Genomic DNA, 20,466 nt, shown 5'->3' on the forward strand with positions numbered 1-20,466 from the left:
CAAAAGTGTTGCTTACTTCATGCAAGCATAGCGCGATGCCGTGCCGCGGCAGCCGGAATGTCCGAAGCCTATGATCCGGTTACTTCCAAAACCGGGCGGAACGAAGCCGTAGCATGCTCCTTCGTTGCATAATCTCCGCCGAGCGACGTATCCAGTCCGACAAGCCGGAAGCTGACGGTACCGTCCGTCTGGCTGTTAACGAACGAGGTGACGTCGAAGCTGATGTACGTTCCTTCCGCCGATGCCTCCGCCGTATCTAGAACCGTTCCTGCCTCGGTCGGCTGGTTGCTGCCGGTGATGGCCGACTCGCTCCACGAATCGTTCGTCAAGCCTCGGGCCTCCACCGTATAGGTCGTCGTATTGCTGTGAAGATTCGTCAAGTACAGCTTGAGTGTAGCCGAAGTCGCACTGCCGCTTAACGTCGACGTATTAAACTTCAAATATCCCTTTCTCTCCAATGATGCGTTGGCGTCCAGCTTGACGGTCATCGTATCGAGGCTGCCGAAATTGTTGCCGGCTTCCGTGCCGCCGCGAACGAAGCTGTCAGCCGTTGCTGTCAGCGAAACTGTAGTCGGCGGCGTCTGCCCGCCTCCATACACAGCTCCGCCTTCGCCGCTCCAGGTCATCTCGTTAAAGGAGGAGGGGCTAGTCGAGGTCGCTGTATTGGAGCCGGATGCATGCAATCCGCCTGCAACGCTGGTCATCGTGTAATCCGTGTACAGCTTGTTGGACGAATAGTTCGTATAAATCATGGCGCCTGCCAGATTCGTTGCCGTTACCTTTTTCAGCTCCAGGTTGCTTCCGTAGGAAACTCCGTCCGAAGCCGTCAGCTTGCTCGTACGGAACCCTTGACCGGTGCCTGCGTTATTTTTCACCGTCGTGTTAATGACCTGAACATTGTTGGCGCGCATGAACAGGCCGTTATTGCCGACAGTGGATTCCGGCACCGTGTTCTGGAAGTCTACCGTGCTGCCGATGACCTTGATATGATGCGTTCCTTCCTTAAAGTCGAAGCCGTCGTTTTTCGTCTTTATCGCGCTGCAATTGAGGAACGTAATATAGCCGCTTTGATCCGGATTAGGGGCCGTCGTCCAGTTCTGATCCGCATCTCCTACATAGAAGCCTTCTCCGAACTTGCCGCTTTTGCCGGCCTCTTGCGCTACGCAATTCTCAAACAGCCAATATTGGCTGTTCTTCCTGATTTTGAACGCTTCGGACAGCGTATTTTTCACGGTCACATTCGTTACATAACCGTGAGACGCTTCGATCAGCAGACCTTTGTTCGATTGCGAATTGGAGTTAATCGTAATGTTTTCCAGCTTGTAATAGCCGTGCTTAATATGGAACGATGCATTGCCTGCGGAGGCGGTGTAGTTGAAAATAGCTCCGCTCCCCGTGCCGCGGATCGTAATGTAGTTGCCTGCGGTTCCGCTTCGGGAGGTGGCAATCGTGCCGTCCGTAACGTTATACGTTCCCGATACTTGGATAATATCCCCCGGCTGGGCGTTGGCTAAATAACTGCGCAGCGACGCCACATCTCCGGCCGGAACGGTATACGTAGCGGCAAACGCGGTCGGATCGGCATGAAACAAGGGGATCATGGATAAGAAAAACAGGAATAAAACGCAAATCCTTACTGTTTTTTTCACCTTATCTCCACCCCCCGTTTACTTAGTGATGTTGAACTCCGCGAACTGAATTTTCGCCTCCGGCATACCGGAGTAAATTTTGCGGTAGATGCCCCATTTCGGACGGTTGAAATCGGCGCCCGTTCTCCAGTTGTCCTTGGTCCCGCTGTAGGACATCAATGTCGTACCATCGAGCTTCTTGAGCGACATGGTGAGCTGGCCGTTATCGGTATTTTGGACGGTCACCGTCGCCTCGACCCATTGCCCGTCTACGTTAGAGAAAGCGGTCTGCGCCAAAGTCTGAACCTGGCTGGCGTCGGCTCCGATCGGGCTGTGCTTGAACTTCAAGTTGCCGCCGTCTACGGAGAAGGTAAGAACCGGATATCCGTCGTCGCCGCCGGAAGCTTTCAGCTGGAATATATGATGGAAATTGCCGGATGGGGAAACCGGATATGGGGACATCGGACGGAACTTCCAGTTATAAGTCACCGTATCGCCCTGGAACGCCTTCACATTGCTTTGCGAGCTGTTGTATGCTTTGATTTCAAGCCGCTGTCTGTCGGTATTCGAGCCGTCCAGAGCAGCCGTATCGGTCGAATCACCCACCTTAAACATGAACACGTTGCCTACATGGGTGGAAGTGGACTCATACAAGTGGCCGGTATCGTCGGGACCGTCCACCGGATCGGTTCCCAAGTACTGCTTGAAAATGGCAAGCGCGGATTGACCGGTATTCGGACCGTCCGATGTGAATGATACAGTGCCTGCAAAAGCGGTAAGGCTTCCAAGAACTAGCGACGACAATAAGGACAATCCGACTGCGGCTTTACGGGACTTCTTCAACATGACATCATCCTCCTAAATAGTTTTAGCGTGTCAAAACGGGCATTTCCGACTGACCATGCTGAAAGTAAGAATCCGTCACCTCCCTATCGGATAAGATTTCGGAAGACAAGTTAAAGCGCTTCCATAAATATTGTAAAACAATCCCATACATTCCAACATGCCGGAAACTCATCAGTTTTTGATGGAAAATAATCAGTTTTGGAAGTATGTCTAAACAATGCGTCAACTTAAAAATAACCTCCCGTTAACCGGGAGGTCTTAGGCTTATTTTATTCATATACAACTTCAATTCCGTGCTCTCTATACTTTGCGGCAATGTCCCTATCCGCCAGGGCATCGGTAACAATCCGCTCGACCTGCTCGATAGGACATACTTTGAGCAAGGACACGACGTCGAGCTTGCTGCTGTCGGCCAGCACGATCGTTCTCCTTGCATTCTTGTGCATCAGCTTCTTGATCTGCAGCTCCCCGATTCCGAAGTCGGTGATACCCTCTTCGAGCGAAACGCCGGATGCGCTCATGAAGAACAGATCTGCATGGAACTGCGATACGAACGCCTCCGCCCATTCTCCTACGGTCCCCCGCTCCTCGTTGCGAACGATTCCTCCGGTAAGGATGATCGTATAGTGCGGCATCTCGACCAATTCGTTGGCGATAGGGAGCGAATTCGTAATGATCGTCAGCTTCTCGAATTTGCGCTTCAAGGCTCTTGCGAATTCGGTATTGGTCGTGCTGACATCGAGCGCGATCGATTGGCCTTCCGACACATACCGTGTCGCCAGCTCGACAAGCTGCCTTTTCTCTTCCATGAATTTCGTTTCGCGGATCGTCAGCGGCTGCTCCTTCTTATAGTCGATATCCGCCGGAATAGCTCCGCCATGCACTCGCTTCAGGAAGCCCTCTTTCTCCAGAAATTCCAAATCCCGCCGAACCGTCTCGAACGATACGCCGAACATATCGATCAGGTCGGAGACAACGACCGATTTTTCTTTATGAAGCTTTTGAATAATGGCTTGATGCCTTTGCTGCACGAACACGTCCGTTACCGCCCTTTCCTAATCCAAGACCTATCTTGTGTGCTACTGCCATTGTAGCATAGCAGCCTTTATTTGCAAAATCATATGCACGAAAACACAATAATTCACACAATCATTCCTTGGCATTGTTTCCCGTGACCTGGTCCTGCTGCCCTTGAGTCAGAAGCGGGAGGAGAACGCTTGCCGTCACCAGCGTGAATACGATGACCCCTGCTGCAAGAAACAGAAGCAGCGAGCGCCCGGGAAACTCGCTTCCGTCCTGCAAAGTGTAAGGGATCGAGAACGCCCCCGCCAACGTGACCGCACCGCGAACGCCGGAAATCGCCGTCATAAGAGAGGTCCGGAAGCCGGTTTCTTTCACGAACCAGTATACCCACAGGAAACGAATAGCTATCAACGCCAGCGATATGGCGATAATGTAGCCGATAACCAGCCCGTTATCAAACGATGCATCGGAAAATATTGCTGTGCTGACTTCATGAATATGCAGCCCCAGCAGCAGAAAGACGAGTCCGTTTAAGATGAACATGATGACCGACCAGGTGCTCGACGATACATTCTGCATGGCCGGCGTCGCGTAGGTCGTATGGTCCCGTTCGATTGCGTACACGATGCCGGCGGCTACAACCGCCAATATGCCGGACACGTGAAGCTCTTCGGCCAAATAATAAATAAGGAACGGAGCCAGGATTTGGAGCAGCATATGTGCGGTGGCATCCTCCATCCCGTACTTACTGAGAAACCTCTGCAGCCGGGTGATCAGATAGGCGCTGACCGCGCCGCACAGCAACCCTCCTATGGATATGAGCCCGAAGCTGACCGCAGCCTCGCCCCACGAAAACACTCCCGTCACCATCGCTGCGACTGCGAATTTAAAAGCAACCAAGCCGGATGCATCGTTCATTAATGCCTCGCCCTGCAGCAGCCTCAATATATGACGGGGCAGCCGGATCCGTTTGGCTGAAGCGCCGACGGCTACCGCATCGGTAGGCGACAAAATAGCGGCTAGCGCAAACGCCGCAGGAAGCGGAATCGCCGGGATCATCCAATGAATGAACCATCCAAGAACGATGACGGTAATGAAGACTAGACCTAGAGCAAGCAGCAATATCGACGCTTTGAGCTGCCATAGCTCGTCTCTTGGCGTCAGCTTTCCGTCGTTAAACAACAGCGGAGCAATAAAAACGATAAAAAACAGCTCCGGCTCCAAAGGGATGCGGATTCCGAACGGAAGAAGCGCTGCGGCAATCCCTAAGCCGACTTGAATTATCGGGGCGGGGAACCAGGGTACCCATCCATTGACAATATGTGCGATAACGACCATAACCAGCAGTACGATGACATTCATAAATAGCTCCATACATGCGTCCCCACTTCGTTCCTTTACTCCGTACGTATTCCTTGTTTAACCGTCTGACTCGGATCAGAAACCGCCGCCGAGCACTCAACCAGCAATTCCCAATCTCACGGTTCGTTTTGTCGTTTTGCTTGTTCCGCATGTATAATAAAAAGGTAAGAATCAAATCCATAGCTTGATCCAGAGGGGGCTTATGTATCGGATGGACACTAACGCAAGCGTCTATGAGCAGCAAACAGCCAAAGCTCTCAAACAATGGGAGCTTGAGCTATTGAAGCCGCCCGGCTTATTGGAAAAAACATCGAAAGCCGTATCGACACGCATCAACCAGGTTATCCCCGAGAAAGTGCATCAAACAATCACCGCTGCGGTAAAAGGAATCGTGCAGACAGCGTTGTTCAGTGCGGAATATACGCCCAAGCAGCCTCCCCTGTCCGGCTCGACGCTGGCGCTCAGAGATCATAAGGCGGAGGAGCTCATCGGCTTCTATAAAAAGCTGGCTGCGGCTGAAGGAGCCGGCACCGGAGCCGGAGGCATCTTGCTCGGACTCGCGGATTTTCCCATCCTCATCGGGATCAAAATGAAGTTTTTGTTCGAGCTCGCTCATGTATACGGGCATTCGACGAACGATTACCGGGAGCGGCTGTTCATTCTGCAAGTGTTCCAGCTTGCCTACTCCAGCCAAAACAAGAAAGCCGTCCTATACCGGACGATATTGCGCTGGCCCGAAACGGCCCGGCTGCTTCCGCCCTCCGAGTCGTACGCGCAGCATATCGATTGGAAGCAGCTGCAGCAGGAATACCGGGATACGATAGATTTCCGCAAAATGCTTCAACTCGTCCCGGGCATTGGCGCTGTCGTGGGAGCTTGGGCGAACTATGGGCTGCTCGATGAGCTCGGCCGTGTCGGGATGAACTGCTACCGGCTCCGCTGGCTGGAGGAAGAGAAGCGCAAGGCATTGGAAGCGCCGGACCCCTACCATCCTTAATAACAGAATCGAATGCACTATTAAACATATAAAGGAAAGGCGATCTGGATGAAAATAAGCAAGCAAAATGCGCAGCATTATATTTGGGGAGACCAATGCGACGGCTGGCACTTGGTCCAGAATAAGGAGTTAAGCGTAATTCATGAGAGGATGCCTCCGGGCACATCCGAAGTCCGTCATTATCACGTGCATTCGCAGCAGTTTTTCTTCGTCTTAAGCGGAGAAGCGGAGCTCGAGGTGAATGGGGAACCGGCGCGCCTGCATGCACACGAAGGGGTCGAGGTTCCGCCAGGAATCCCGCATCAAATGAAAAACACATCCGACGCGGATGTGGAATTTCTTGTCATTTCCCATCCGCAGACGCGCGGAGACCGGATAGCTGCAGACCTGACCAGGCAGACTACTGAGTCGTGAATGCAGTCTAATGCGTAATTACGACGCAAGCCGAGGGTTGTCCGGCTGCCGCACAGCATCGAGACGTGCGCCTGGGCTTCCCGTGCTCCGGCAAGATTAACGGAGCCGTTCGAGCTCCATCGTGAACCGTCTCTTCGTTTGCTCCAAACGCTTGTCTGCCAAGCCGCTGCTTACAGGCTCCTGCCATGCGAAGCCGTCCCCTTCATACCGGGGAAATATATGCATATGGTAATGATTGAGGTCGTTGAATAGTCCGCCATTTTGCATGATTGAGATGCCGTCCGGCTTGTAGGCGGCTTTGAGGGCTCGGGACAGGAGCATAGAGGCTTTCATGACGGAAGCAGCCGTCTCCGCATCCAGTTCATCGACATCTACAGCATGGTGTTTCGGCAAAATGAGCGTATGGCCTTCGGATAGCGGATCGATGTCCAACAGGCAGGTCACCCGTTCATCCTCCCATACGATATGGGTCTGCTGCAGCCCCAGTGCCAGTCTGCATCCTAAGCAATGAATCGGAGTATGCACGGTAACCCCTCCTTTGGTTATGACGGAATGTATCTATCATACCATAGCTGGGTACTGTTGGTTTTAGGATCTCCGCTGTTCCTATTTAGCTTACAATTATCTAAAATACAGGAGGCTGGACCGGCATGCGTATACGCAATAAAAGCAGCAGCTGAGTTTAACTCGAATGGTGCCGTTCACAGGCACGCGGTCCCCCTATTCGGTTCGCATCTGACGATGTGTGTTAACAACCGAATGGAGGGAAAGCATGAAGCATGAGGACGCAGCCCGATTTAAGGGCAACATTGGCAAGCTGTATGCAATTACGTTTTGCAACGGCTGGATTTTCGCTTATGTCATAGAACGGTTATTCGCCGTAGAACGCGGTTTATCGATTATTGAGATGCAGTGGATCTTTATTATTTTCTCCGTTACGAGCGTGCTGCTGGAGATTCCTTGCGGATTATTGGCCGATAAATGGAAGAAAAAGTATGTTTTATCCCTTGGGCTTGCGATTTGTACTTTGGAGTTTGCAATGTCTTTGATGGCCTACAGCTTTCCCGTATTCGCACTGACCTATGTCGTGACGGCCGTCGGCTGCTCGCTCAAGTCGGGCACGATGGAATCGATATGGTACGAGACGTTGCAGGGTATGGGCAGATCCGACAAGTACGAAGCTTATTTGGGGCGCTGGAAGCTGCTCAAGTTCGCCTTATCGGGCGCTGCCGGAGTGCTCGGAGGCTATATGGCGGACCGGTACGGATTGGCATTCAATTATTGGATGTCCATGTTCGGGCTGCCTGCGGCAGCGATCATCGCGCTTACGCTATATGAGCCTGAGCGCTCCATTCAGGATGGCGGCAAGATAACGTCCGGAGCGGAATGCAGCAGCAGACAGAATGTGCAGCAGCTATGGAAGCAATGCCGTTATGTCCTTGCAGGGCCGCTGCGACCGCTGCTGCCGGTGATGCTGTTCGGCGGTATCATCGGGGCCGTATTGTACGGACAGCTGCATGAAATCAGCTCCTTGTCTTTTCCGCAGCTGGGCTTCCAGGTAAGCCAGTTCGGTTACATCAGCCTGGCCACGATGATTGTTTGCGCGCTATCCGGATTAGCCGCCGCCAAGCTGAAGGAGCGCTATTCTTATCCGGCTATCTTCGTCGGCTTGATGGCAAGCTCGATCGCTCTGCTGTTCTTGTACAGCGGCGCAGCCCATAAGTGGCAGATTGCCTATTTGATTGTATGCATCTTCCTCATGGAGACGGTCTCGCCTCTGACGACGGGCTACATCCAGCGCCGCGCGGATGACCGGTACCGGGTCACCATCAGCTCGATAGATTCGGTAGTGACCCATGCGCTCACGGCGGCGACAGGGCTGCTGTTCGGCTGGAGCGCCGACCGGTTCGGTCTGTTCGCCGGCTTCGGCTCCATGGCTTGGCTCCTGCTCGCCAGCGGCTCCGTGCTTGCGCTGCATTATCTGGTTCAAGCCATGCGCGAGGCTTCGAGCCGATAGAGTAAAGTAGAAAAGCTCCCCGTCGAGGGAGCTTTTTCTTTGTTACAGTTCAAATGACATTAAATCTCTCGCCATCGTGATCTTGCCGCCGTAAATCTCTTGCATCCCTTCCGTATACTCCGCTTCCGCCTTGTCGGTTGCGGCAGGAGCAGGAATATGGTGAGTGAGCACAAGGTGCTTGACGCCCGCTTCTCTTGCGATTTCGGCAACCTCCAGCGTTGTCGAATGGTATTTTGCCGGATTGGACAACCCTTCCGTTTGCTCGGGGAACTTCTCAATCAGCGCATCGAGCCACGCTTTGTTGTACGATTCATGCACAAGCAGGTCAATGCCTTTGCTGTATTCGACCATGCTGGCGACGGGGATCGTATCTCCCGAAATGACCAGCGATTTGCCGTTGTATTCGAACTTGTAGGCAATGGCCGGATATACGGGCCGGTGATCGACCTCGAATGCGGTTACTTTGATTCCGTCCCGCTCATATACAACGCCTTCGTTGCACTCATGATATGCAATATCCGCCCCGTCCCCGGATGACTTGTTGTAATTGACCCGCAGCTTCGCGTCGAAATCGAAGGACTCCCTCATCTTGCCGATGATCTCCTTCGTTGTCGTCGGACCGTATACATTCATCGGCCCTTTCCTGCCTTCAAATACCTGATCCGCCGTAACATGGGTGCGCCAGCTCGTGATGAACACATCGAAAAAGCCCGAGTTATGATCGCTGTGATGATGGGTAAACATAACGTCTGAAATACGCTGCGGCATGATTCCGGATTTGATCAGCTGATCTACCGTTGCCCCGCCGCAGTCGACCAGAAACGTCTTGTCCCGCACGAGGACGGCGACGCCCGCCTTGGCCCGGCCATAAAATGCCCGAGGCGTTCCCGTTCCGAGAATGACGGCCTTGATCCCCTCAATAAATTCAGGCTGAAGATGCAGCTGCGGTTGAATTTGCATTCGAATAACCTCCCTATATATTTTAGATTGTGGAGAAAAAATGCTCCGGCTGTACAATAACGACACTCTTCTTCGTATATTCGATAAGACCTTGCTCTCGCCATTTGTTCAAAATTTCGGTTACGGTCTGCCTGCTGCATCCGATCACATAGGAAATCTCCTCATGGCTTAACGGTAATGACGCTTCGATCGTTCTTCCCGCCGGCTTGCCGAGCTTCATGATAAACCACGCCAGCCTCCAGGCAGCGGGTCTGCTGATCAGGGCTTCCACTGTTTGCTGCGTCTGAAGAAGCCTGCGAGCTCCTAACACCGCTACGGAATATGCAAATTCGGGATTCTCTTTTGCAAGCTCCGTATACTTCACTCCATCCAATACAAGGAGCTGGCAGTTGCTCAGAGCCCGCGCATATCTTCTGCGCTTCACGCCAGCCAACAGCTCCGCATTGCCGAACACTTCTCCCTCATAACGGAGAAATAAAGTAATCCCTTGGCCTTCTTCCGACGATTGAGATATTTTGATCAATCCCGATTGGACATAGTAAGCACCGTCCGGCGGATCATTTTCTTGAAAAATATACTCGTTCTTCGTGCAGCTTCTCCGGACTCCGTATTTGCGGAACGCATCCAGGATCACTTCTTTGGTAGGATCCTCGTTCTTAAGCTCCTTTAGCTCCGTAAGATCGTTATACAGGTCCATCCCGTCAACCGCCTTCCAAATAACTAGTATTCCGATGCAATATATCGATTTTAACATAAATCCACAGAAATTAATGTCGGGTATCCGACAAAATCGATAACCTGGGATTATACGGACAAGACAGCACCGCCTAAATCGAAACGATAGCAAAAAAAGACTTCCGCCACGAAAGCGGAAGCCTTTGAGTAAAATGATCTCAACTACTAATTCTTATCTTGTAACAATTAATTGATAAAGTTCGCCTTTTGCAGCAATCGCTTGATCATGACGGAAGCTTCGGCACGGGTCGCTTGCGACGTACCTTCGTAGTAGCCTTCCGATTTGCCGTTAGTGATACCGGCTTGTACGATGGATGCTACCCCTTCTTTGGCCCATCCGGCGATTGCGCCTTTGTCTTTGAATTGATTCAGCGCCTGGTCGGCTGTCTGCTCTCCTGCTTTCACATTAGCGTAACGCAGGGCGCTGCTCATCAATACAGCGAGCTCTTCGCGTGTGATCGGTTGATTCGGGCGGAATGTGCCGTCGTCGTATCCGGAAATCAGCTTGGCTTCATAAGCCGCGCCTACAACGCCGTTGAACCAGTCGCTAGCGGCAACGTCTTTGAATTGGCCGGCTTGGTTGTCATCCAATCCAAGCGATCTAACGATGATTGCAGTGAATTGCGCTCTCGTAATGCTGCCGTCCGGTTGGAACGTGGTGTCCGTTGTACCTTGGACGATCAGCTTGGACGCAAGCAGCTCAATATCGGATTTGGCCCAGTGGGAAGCTGTATCCCCAAAGCTTTGCTGATGTCCGATTACGGTGTACAAGCTATTGCCGTTACGCTTCAGCTGTGCGGTCCATTTACCGTCAGTCTGGCTGAACAAGGAAGGTACGAATCTCAATTCGCCCGATGAAGTCAGCATTACGCCGGTAGCTTGGTTAGGCTTCACATCGGCACCTTCAACAGGAATGGAACGGGTGACATACGTATTCCCGAAGGAAGAGATCACTTCTTGCTCTCCGTTCACCGTCACATCAACGGAGAAGTCGATGACTGGAGCGAGCGAATTCGCTTTGATTGCGGCTACTTTTCCAGCCACTTCCGCTTTTTGCTTATCGTCGGCTTTTGTAATATGAATGCGGATATCGAGCTTATCGCTTGTCGTATTCAGCTTGCCGGACAGTGCTTCGAGGTCAAGCGCGCTGACCGGAAGCTCATAAGAGCCGATCGGGCTTTCCACCACCAACACAGCGTTACCGTTCGCTGAAGCCATAGCCAGCAGCGCCGCGCTGGATACGTGAACCGTCACCATATCTGCATCGCCGGAGTCCACCTTAATGATGACTTTCTCCTTGCTTTGCTCCAACGCCTTTTGGATGTCCGCCACAGCCAATGTTACGGATGCTTGGGTACGTCCGTCCTCGGTTTTGCTGATTTCAGGCTTAACTGTAATGCCTTTGTCCGATACTTCAGCAGGAGCTGCAGCGGCAGGAGCGGAAGAACCTCCGCGGCCGCCACGGCCTTGATTGTCAACCGGCGGCTGCTCTGTCTTAGCCGCTTTCTCAATCCGGCCTTCGACTACAGGCTCAATCGAGCCTCCGAGCGAGTCCATGTAGTTAATGAAGTTTTCATAATCGGCATAACCAAGATCTTCATGGTAGGCACCGTTAGCTATTGCCCTTGCGAAGGAAGCATAGCCGTCGCCGCCTGTAGCCATAAAGCTGTTCGTAGCGATGCGGTAGGTTGCCGTCAAGTTCAACGGCTCGAAAGCTGTATCTTTCTTAATTTGAACGTCATAAACACGGCTTCCTGCAGGCTGGTTCGGATCCCACTTAAACTTCAAGCCGGCTACTTGAGGGAACTTGCCCGGAAGATCCGCCAGCGTTGCTCCGCTGACGCCATTCTCGAGACCTTCAAGAAGCTCTTGGCCGGTAACGTCAAGAATGTACAGTGTGTTGCCGAACGGCATAACCGTTCTTACTTCGCCCATCGTGATGTCTCCCGCATCAATGGAGGTACGGATACCACCGCCGTTTTGAATGGCGATTTGGGCGTTTTTCAATTCTTTCCCTTTCGCAAGCATTGCGTCTGCAATGAAGTTACCCAGGTTCGTTTCCTTGGAGCGGACATTGGCCCGTTCACCGTCAAGAACGACCTTCGTGTTACCGACAACTTCGTTCTTCAGCTCTTCCAGCTCGGTGTTATAAGGAGCCAGCATGGCCTTGGCAGCGCCATTCTCCACGACGGCGGCGGTTATCGGCTCCAGCTTGCCGTTCGTAAAATCAGGCAATGCGATGACATTCCCGTGGCTGTCGAATGTAACATTCACACGGCCGAGATATTTGCCCCATTCGTTAGCCTGAACGATGACGGTCGGTGTGCTGTGTACGCTGTCTGTAACAAACTCAGGTGCGTCGAGCTTCGTATGCGTATGGCCGCCTACGATCAGATCGATTCCTTCTACTGCTTCAGCAAGTGATTTATCTCGCGCATAGCCCAAGTGAGACAGAGCGATGATTTTATCGATGCCTTCCTGCTGCAGCTTGTCTACGGTTGCTTGTGCAGAAGTTTCCGCTTTATTGAACGTAACATCCTTGCCTGGGCTGGACGTTTCTTTCGTGTCCTCGGTTGTTAATCCGAAAACGCCGACCTTTTGTCCGCTCCCCGCATCCAAAATGACATAAGGATAAATGCCTGCCGCCTGACTAGTCCGCATGCCGCCGGCAAGGTAAGTGCTGAGAGTTACCGAGGATCTCACGAGCGGGCCGCCGTTCGCGTCATTCGTAAAATCGATGTTCGAGCTGACTAGCGGGAAGTTCGCTTTTTTAATAAACTCCGCAAGCGCGCCCGTTCCTTTATCAAACTCGTGGTTGCCGAAGGTCATGGCATCGTAGCCCATGCCGTTCATGAAATTGAGGTCGGCCAGACCTTGCCACTTCGTGAAATACAGATCGCCGGAGAATACGTCCCCTGCATCCACCAAAATGCTGTCCTTCGTTTCCGAACGGACTTGTCCCACCATTGTAGCTCGACGTGCTACATCAGCCAGATGGGCGTGTGTATCGTTAGTGTGCATAACGGTTAATGTCCAAGCTTCCCCGCTGCCCTTCGGCAGCACTTGTACGCTTGCTTCCGCCACGCCGTAGCCGTCAGCGCTAATTGCTGTAATCACCGCGGTTCCTGCAGCAACAGGGTTAACCTTGCCGTTGGCGTCAACTGAAGCTACGGCCGGATTGGAGGACGACCAGGTAGCGGATGCCGCGCCGCCGCCTACAGGCGATACCGTTGCGTTCAGCTGAGCTGCCGCTGCGCCTGCCTCAAGCGACAGCGATGTTTTGTCAAGGGTAACCTTCGTCACGTTAAGCTGAAGAACGGTAACTTCTCCCCCGACTTCGTTGGCGACAAGCAGCAATGGAAGACCGGTAGGGCTCTGTGGAGCCGGAATGAATTCCAAGCCTTCCGGTGCGGAATTCGGCAGCAAATTGACGAAATCGCGTGTATTAATATAGTTGGCGAACACCGGGCGCTCAGGATCCGTTATATCATAAGTCATGATACCGCCAACGCGCTCCAGACCGACAAATGCGAATTGCTTCGTACCGACCTTGCCGACTTTAATATCTTCCGGCTCCGGTCCTTTTTTAGTACTGCGGCTGTCTTTGGTTGCATTGCTGTTGCTAGCATTGAAATAGTTCGGCAAACGCTGGGAAGTGATAGTCTCAAAATCGCTGCCGCTGTCATAAACCAGCTGCATTGTGTCCGCATCCCAAACGGAGAACGAACGGCCGCCGTACAAATAGATGCTATCATTGCCCATGTCGCTGGCAACTTCCACTTTATCGTAAGTAGTGGAGGTGCCGATAAATTGAGCTGCCGCCGATGCCGGGTCCAGCAATGCCTTCATGTCCTTAATGGTTGAGCCGTTCTCGAGGCCCGGCCATTCCGTGACATCCCCTTCGTTAGCGGTAAGCAGATACGTTTTCCCGTTAACCGTATACGTGGTGATACCATCCGGCATAAACATGCCGTAGAACGGTACGTTTTGCAGCTTGACGGAGCTATCGCTCACCAGATCAAGCGCATTGTTCGGATCGTTCAAATCTTTGAGACCCAGTCCTTTAACGGCTGTAACCTTTTTCGAAGCGATGTCGACAACTGCAATCGAATTCGCTTCCTGCAAAGAAACATAAGCCTTCGTGCTGTCTGCGGAAAGCGTAATGAATTCCGGCTCCAGATCCTTAATGGCGTCGGCTTTCGTCCCGCTGCCGCGAATGATTCCTTCGGAATCGGAAGCGCCACGAATATGAACATTATCAGCGATGACGGATGGATCGTTGAATTTGACATGAGTAACCGTATCGGTCGTCGTATCTACGATCGTAATGCCGCCTTCCGGATCTTTGCCCAAATCGCGAGGCTCGCCCTCATTGGCGGTAAGCACATAACGTCCGCCCGGAGTCGATTTAATCATATCCGGCTGTACTCCGGCTTCGTAGGTCTTGAGCAATTCTCCGTCATAGTTGAGCATGAGAATTTTACCGTTTTTCATGGAGTCCTTTTCCTGTACGGACACGAACACGCGCTTGGTCGCTGTGTTGACATCCACGCTCGTTAAATCTCCATATACAAAACCGGCGGTTTCAGAAAGCTCCTTAACGTGTACGGTTTTATCCTTCGTCATCGTTCCTGCGGCCAGCTTGACGATATCCAGGCTCGGCGGATTGCTGGAGCCGTTAACGACATAAAATTTGCCGTTATCCTTGTTATACTTGACGATTTCAGCGACACCGCCGTCAGGGTTCGTTTGACCAACAGAATATTCGCCGATTTTCGTAACATTCAGCTTATCCTGAATAGCACCGCTGCGGACATTGAGCGAGAACGTTTTGCTCGTCCATGACAACGGGCTCGACGGACCGTATACGGCATCGTAAACGGATACCGTTACCGACGACGTTCCGCCGGTTAATGGAGTTCCTGCGATACCTCCATTATTTTTGTTGATTGTAAGGCCGTCAGGCAAACCGACCGCATTAAACGTATAAGGAGCTTGTCCACCGGATACGGACACGGAAGCGCTGTATGGTAATCCGGCATAAGCTTCCATCAAGGAAGAAGTAGTAACGGTAACCTTCGAATCCCACTGCCCGTCAGACCCTGCACGGGGTTTGTTGATACTGATTTCCGTCGCGTTGGCCGCACTGTAATCGACCTGTTGAAAATCCGCCTTGTTGTTGTCGGTGTCCGAAAGCGCCTTACGGCGAAGGGACTTCTTCTTGGAAACGCCATATCCTTTACCTGGATATTCCGTCTCGTATCCGTTCACGGCCGTATCCCCGTCATTGCTGTCGGTTCCGAGCATATCGACGTATCCGTCCGGCTTCGGTTCGGCGAACGGATTGACCACAGTCAATGCGGTCTGATTGCTCATAAGAGCAACCTTGAAGCCTTTGTTGCTAATAAAACGGTCAATCTGCTTGTCGAATTTAGTGGAAACATCCACCTTTTGATTTTCATTAGAGGCACCGGTAGCACGTCCAACGATTAAGTAGGAGGAATGTGCTTTGATGGTCCCGCTCAAGTCAAACTTATCCCATACGCTCAAATCGCCGTCGGAATAATGAAGCGACCATTGGCTCAGGTCAACATCCTTGTCCGTCGGGTTGTACAGCTCGATAAAACCGTTGGAAATGTAAGTGCCGGTATCGGTCTTTAACCCGCCGCCATAAACCTGGTTAATGAATACGTGCGGCACCGTTACATCATATTTCCCGTTCACGGCATAAGGCGTTCCGGCCAGCGGTGCCGGAGCTGCCATTACAGGAACGGCTGCGCCCAACGAACCCGCCAGCATTTCCGTTGCAAGCAGCAACGAGACGATGCGTCTGTTTCTCTTCTTCAAAGATGATCACTCCCCCATGAAATGTCCTTACTCAATTTACCAGAGAAGTGTCAATTTTAATGGTATAACATGTTAATCTTTTGTAAATCCGAGTATTTTTTGCATAAAAGTCGGTATTTCGGCATAGCCAAACTACCGTTGTTTTAGCTGCCGCCGCCGCAAACTAAAAAGAGCCCGCCAGCATGGCGAAGCTCACATTCCCTTATAAACATAATGCTGCAGCGTGACCTCGCGCGATAACCCGAGCGATTCGGCCAATTGAATCGAAGCGGCATTATCGTTAACCACCTGGTATCTTGGGACTGACTGCTCGTTCAGCAGCCTATTGACTGCGGCCGAGACCACTTTCTTGGCATATCCCTTGCCCCGGTATGACTCCTTAGTAAAGACGGCACCGATTTCCCACACCATGCCGTAAATACAACACGTCAAGCAGGTGCTTACAGGCTCCCCGAGCTCATAGATGCTGTATGACCTTGCGCCGGCGTCAAACATCCGCTGCAGCTCTCCCGCTTCATAGCCGTTTCGAATCCACAGCTCCGCCAGCTTATCCTGATAACGGTCCTCCTCCGCTACATCATCCAGCTGCATGTGACGGATCGGCTCCCTGCATGAATATGTATGAAAAGCTCTTTTCAGCTCCAGCGAAAATTTCGTTGCGATGACCTGCCTATAGGCATCATTCTGAACTTTGAAAATGATCGGCCTGTATTGAGGCAATGCTTCGACTAACGGGGCAATGGAGTTCGGATCCGAACCGCTTACCAAAATAATCGCTTCACACTCAGGGTAGGTCTTGCGGTCGTACAACGAGAGTTGGATCGGGAGGCTCAGCAGCAGCCCCCAATCCCTCTCCCGCTCCATAAATTTGCATTCCATCCTATCCCCATAGGTCTCCAGCATTTTCAGCAGCGTTATATTCTCCAACATGTTAACGCTCAGGAGCTGTTTGGCTCTATGTATCATTATGACGACCTCCCGCATCGACATATGAATGAAGGTGAACCGGCCTTGTCAAAAAGAACAGACTGCCTGGAAAGAATTCCACGGCAGTCTGCCGGTTATTGCAGCTGGTAGCATTTTTTATCGATGACCGCTTTGATGTCTTTGACCATTTGAACGGATGCTTCGATCTCGACCTTTCTCGAGGAGACGCTTTCGATGCTGCAGCCGATCGGAATTCCTTTTTCCAGGCCGAAATCCAGCAGCTCCTCGAATATTTTTTGCGACAAACGGACGGATTTATCCAGAATGTCCTGCGAGAACAGCAGCTCGTTCTCCAGCCACTTTGGAATGCTGATGCCCAGCCATTTCATAAATTCCAGCGTTTTCGCTGAACCGCACGGGGCCAAATTAAATAGAATAGGGACCATTTCTATCTCATTCTCACGGCAGTAATAATAGTAATCCGATAAAAAGTTTTTCGAGGCCTCCACGTTATAAGTCGCCTGCGATACGAAGAAGGAGCAGCCGTTGCGGGTCTTCTCCGCCACCCTAACATGCTCGTCGTTCTTCTTGATATGTCTCTCCGGGATGACGACGCCTCCGAGCAGCATGTTGCCGTTCCGCTGTTTGCTTATTTGAATGGCCTCGGCCAAATCCAGCTTCACCTCCTGCTTGCTGGAGGATGCGCCCACGAACACGGAGAACCGGTCTTGCTCCGAGTCTGCGCTCACCCACTCTTCAAGCTCCGCCTTTGTATACTTTCCGACGCACCGGTATACAATCTTAGGGACCTCCAATTGCGACAAATATTGCTTGCTATAATCGGCAGGCTCCATTGTCGGCAAATACGGGAACGGCCGGTCCTGTTCCATACGGCTCGCTTCCTCCTGAACGTCGTATAGAATCAAACCGTCGATTTCGAGATGTCTCAATCTCTCAAATTGCTTTTGCGAGATTTCGAGATTTTTTTCCGGCGCATTCGCCAGCTTGGGCGGTGTCATACCATATGTGATAATGCCTGACTGTTTATTCAATATTTTATCTTTCAATGTCATATTCAGCAGCCTCCTCTTGCATACGGAATCTTTCCATTTATCGCGACAATAGATTCATATGTAACTATTTCGATACGATCCAAAGAATCTCCTCTCCCAGAACCGATTAGAACCATATGGAAACTTGTGTATTGAATATTTATACAACATGATAAATAATAATGCAACAGTGAAATAAAAAAGGAGCCGTTGTCTAACGGTCTCCCCTCATCCCTCAATTCGTATGCTAACCTAACAGCGCGCATTACATCTATGCCAACAAGTCTGTCGTGAGCTTCCAGCCGTTGCTGTGAAGGATGAGCCGGCGAGTGACCCGATTGTACGGCCACACCTCACTTGTTCTCCGCGGCAAAATAACGGTTCCCATCGATGTCGCTGAAATAGAGCCACCAACCGCAGGAGCCGCCATCCTCCAGCTCGGCTTTGCATCCGCGCCGGATCATCTGACTGAATCAAATGCACCGCCGCTCCCCAGTACATGAACATACTATGACACCGCATTTTCCACGTTGGATACAGGAACCTGGTGGTGGATCAGACCTTTAGATCCTATTTCATCTCCCTCCTCCCCTTATTTCGTACAAACAAACAACCCGGAGTCTTTGCTAATACGCACATAACCTTCCGCCGTTTTCTTGCTTTCCAGAAACTCGATAAATGAATTTAAGGCTTCTTTTTGCAGCAATGTTTCCTTAAGATTGCTGTTGATAGTGAACATATAATCAGCCAAATGATGGACATCCGTAATATGCAAATCGCTTTCAAAGCGGAGCAGCTCGACTTGCCCGAAATAGGTCTGCAGCTTCTCCATCCCGTTCTCCAGACCGAAGTGCTTCGAATTCAACGGTTTGGTAAACGATAAGGATGAATCGAACTCGGCAGCGAATTCATAAATCTCGTTCATATGCTTCAAACCGATAGTGGAAGCATACAACGTCCCTCCGGGCTTGACGATCCGGCTCAGCTCGGATAAGGCCTGATCCAGGTTCGGGACATGATACAGCATATGGTTGGCAATCGCAGCATCGAAAGTATTGTCCTCATATTCCACAGCTTGAATATCCATCAGCTTGTAGGTGAACTGCGGATGATTACCTATCGTCTGCTCCGCTTTAGCCAGCATTCCCGCAGAATTATCGGTTAACGTAACGTTCCATTTCGGCATCCGCTTTGCCGCATTTTTGATCCACAAATCTCCGGAACCGCACCCGAATTCGATCATGCGGCTATCTGGGGCGAAGTCCATCTGTTCAAATACCCACTCATGCCAATCCTTGTCCGTGGTACTATACATCTCGTGGATGCGAATCCGGATATCCAGATTGGATGAATTGCCGTATTGCTGCCGAACGAATTGCTCTGAATTTGTATTCATATTATAAAAGTCCCCTTCTTGTTAATCAGCTTCTATCCGAGCTGCTCGATTTCAACTCTAACTATCGTTCTCCATGTCTCGGGCGGATGGCACTGCATAGGAGGAGTAAGATAGATTTCCGTCCGGTTCCCCTTCACCCGATATCCTTGCTCTTCGACAAAAGCTGTAATTTCTTGAACGGTAGTCTGTGTATCGCGGTAATGCCCCACATGAAGCTTTTGCGCGCATAAGGCAGAACCGGCCCCGATGAACCTCGTCTCGGGATTAGGCCGGCCTCTCAGCTGCTTGCTTACATGAGCTTTGGCGACATCAAACATTTCCTGGGTAATACAATCGGGAACCTGCATCAAATGAGTGACAGAGGAGCGTTTATTTGCGTCCGTATGACGCCAGATCAGTTCGGGCGGCATGAGCTTGAACTTATAGTTCAGCGACTTGGAAATTCGCTTGAGCTGATTGACCACTTTCCAGACGATGTACGGCTCGTCCAACGGTTCCGGCCTTCCCGCCCAGTTCATGTGGAAGGAAGTACTCATTTCCTGCGCAACATATTGCAAAGCAGGAAGCTGTAGTATTTGTGCGGGACCTGGCTTTAGCTCATAAACTTGAGGAAATACTTTTCGGTTATCGTTTGTTTTCATCTTTACAGATGCAATAGCCACGCGAGAGCCTCCTCAGCAATGGAATTAATATCCATTTCCATTATAATGCAGCGAAACTGGATTTGTAAGCATTCCCCACATCCGTTTTCCTTATATTCCCTCAAAAAAGGACTCGATTTGACCAATAACGGTACATGCCTCTGGCTTGAATCGCGGGAATATATAAGTCGCATACATTGCTTCGATTCGCGACTCTGCCGTACCACTGATGCTCATCCTCCCATTCATCGTTGTGTTCGAATTGAGGGAATATATAACCACCGACCTTGTCGGTCATCATAATCACTGCTAGAGATTGAGGAAGGTTGAAAAAGAGTAGAATCGAATCGGCCCTTCTTGCATAGAAATTAGTAAGGACATGCTCTTACTATCAATGCAGCTGGCTGAAATAATTGCGCGGTATTTGTAAATACAGAGGGAATAAAAGAGGTCCTTCGCTTAGTGGCTTCCATTGGAGTGAGTAACTTTGGTCGGTGTCCTCACATCTCGATAAAATCAAATGAGGAGAGTGCTAAACAATGCTAATTGATACGATTTGGTGGAATGCGTTAGGCACAATACTCTTTTTTACTGTCATACTTACTGTTGCATATTGCTTAT

General features: G+C 51.1%; 14 protein-coding genes and 1 pseudogene. 3 read left to right on the top strand and 12 right to left on the bottom strand.

Going from position 1 to position 20,466, the window contains the following annotated elements; translation table 11 throughout:
* Positions 1-68 precede the first annotated feature (68 nt).
* From ACFQ88_RS16500 to ACFQ88_RS16515, 4 genes and pseudogenes are all read right to left on the bottom strand, one after another.
* The gene (locus ACFQ88_RS16500; RefSeq protein ID WP_379454823.1) at positions 69-1,649 is read right to left on the bottom strand and encodes a CBM96 family carbohydrate-binding protein; all 1,581 of its coding nucleotides are present in this window, start codon (positions 1,647-1,649) and stop codon (positions 69-71) included.
* Positions 1,650-1,667: 18 nt separating this feature from the next.
* Positions 1,668-2,474: a heparin lyase I family protein gene (locus ACFQ88_RS16505; RefSeq protein ID WP_239627908.1), complete on the bottom strand. Its 807-nt coding sequence runs from the start codon at positions 2,472-2,474 to the stop codon at positions 1,668-1,670.
* Between the two features lie 269 nt (positions 2,475-2,743).
* Entirely contained in the window at positions 2,744-3,511 is a 768-nt protein-coding gene (locus ACFQ88_RS16510; protein WP_379454824.1) for a DeoR/GlpR family DNA-binding transcription regulator, read from the bottom strand.
* Between the two features lie 127 nt (positions 3,512-3,638).
* Positions 3,639-4,871: pseudogene (locus ACFQ88_RS16515) on the bottom strand (Na+/H+ antiporter); the annotation flags it as partial.
* 199 nt (positions 4,872-5,070) lie between these two features.
* Between ACFQ88_RS16515 and ACFQ88_RS16520 the strand changes: the two are divergent.
* On the top strand, positions 5,071-5,856 hold the full coding sequence (locus ACFQ88_RS16520) for an EcsC family protein (RefSeq protein WP_379454825.1): 786 nt from the start codon (positions 5,071-5,073) through the stop codon (positions 5,854-5,856).
* A gap of 48 nt (positions 5,857-5,904) precedes the next feature.
* Positions 5,905-6,270 carry a cupin domain-containing protein gene (locus tag ACFQ88_RS16525; protein ID WP_379454826.1) on the top strand — a complete coding sequence of 122 codons (366 nt, stop codon included), beginning with the start codon at positions 5,905-5,907 and terminating at the stop codon, positions 6,268-6,270.
* 96 nt (positions 6,271-6,366) lie between these two features.
* Here the strand turns inward: ACFQ88_RS16525 and ACFQ88_RS16530 are convergent, their stop codons facing one another.
* Positions 6,367-6,795 carry an HIT family protein gene (locus tag ACFQ88_RS16530; RefSeq protein ID WP_379454827.1) on the bottom strand — a complete coding sequence of 143 codons (429 nt, stop codon included), beginning with the start codon at positions 6,793-6,795 and terminating at the stop codon, positions 6,367-6,369.
* A gap of 247 nt (positions 6,796-7,042) precedes the next feature.
* On the opposite strand from ACFQ88_RS16530, the gene ACFQ88_RS16535 reads away from it, so the two are divergent.
* Positions 7,043-8,287: an MFS transporter gene (locus tag ACFQ88_RS16535; protein WP_379454828.1), complete on the top strand. Its 1,245-nt coding sequence runs from the start codon at positions 7,043-7,045 to the stop codon at positions 8,285-8,287.
* A 42-nt stretch (positions 8,288-8,329) separates the two neighbouring features.
* Here ACFQ88_RS16535 and ACFQ88_RS16540 read toward each other — a convergent pair whose 3' ends face one another.
* The 7 genes from ACFQ88_RS16540 to ACFQ88_RS16570 all read right to left on the bottom strand — a co-directional run bounded on the left by ACFQ88_RS16540 (position 8,330) and on the right by ACFQ88_RS16570 (position 19,866).
* Positions 8,330-9,247 (bottom strand): MBL fold metallo-hydrolase, encoded by a 918-nt coding sequence (locus ACFQ88_RS16540; protein ID WP_239627923.1) that lies wholly within the window; start codon positions 9,245-9,247, stop codon positions 8,330-8,332.
* Positions 9,248-9,269: 22 nt separating this feature from the next.
* Positions 9,270-9,944, bottom strand: a complete 675-nt coding sequence (locus tag ACFQ88_RS16545) for a Crp/Fnr family transcriptional regulator (RefSeq protein ID WP_379454829.1) — start codon at positions 9,942-9,944, stop codon at positions 9,270-9,272.
* Between the two features lie 224 nt (positions 9,945-10,168).
* Positions 10,169-15,829: a choice-of-anchor I family protein gene (locus tag ACFQ88_RS16550; RefSeq protein WP_379454830.1), complete on the bottom strand. Its 5,661-nt coding sequence runs from the start codon at positions 15,827-15,829 to the stop codon at positions 10,169-10,171.
* Between the two features lie 192 nt (positions 15,830-16,021).
* On the bottom strand, positions 16,022-16,795 hold the full coding sequence (locus ACFQ88_RS16555; protein WP_379454831.1) for a GNAT family N-acetyltransferase: 774 nt from the start codon (positions 16,793-16,795) through the stop codon (positions 16,022-16,024).
* A gap of 95 nt (positions 16,796-16,890) precedes the next feature.
* Positions 16,891-17,829 (bottom strand): methylenetetrahydrofolate reductase, encoded by a 939-nt coding sequence (locus tag ACFQ88_RS16560; protein WP_379454832.1) that lies wholly within the window; start codon positions 17,827-17,829, stop codon positions 16,891-16,893.
* Between the two features lie 571 nt (positions 17,830-18,400).
* Positions 18,401-19,204 carry a class I SAM-dependent methyltransferase gene (locus ACFQ88_RS16565; RefSeq protein ID WP_239627934.1) on the bottom strand — a complete coding sequence of 268 codons (804 nt, stop codon included), beginning with the start codon at positions 19,202-19,204 and terminating at the stop codon, positions 18,401-18,403.
* 32 nt (positions 19,205-19,236) lie between these two features.
* Complete coding sequence (locus ACFQ88_RS16570; RefSeq protein WP_239627936.1) at positions 19,237-19,866, bottom strand: GyrI-like domain-containing protein; 630 nt, start codon at positions 19,864-19,866, stop codon at positions 19,237-19,239.
* Positions 19,867-20,466 lie beyond the last annotated feature (600 nt).

Source organism: Paenibacillus sp. NPDC056579, from assembly GCF_042793215.1.
Taxonomy (GTDB): domain Bacteria; phylum Bacillota; class Bacilli; order Paenibacillales; family NBRC-103111; genus Paenibacillus_S.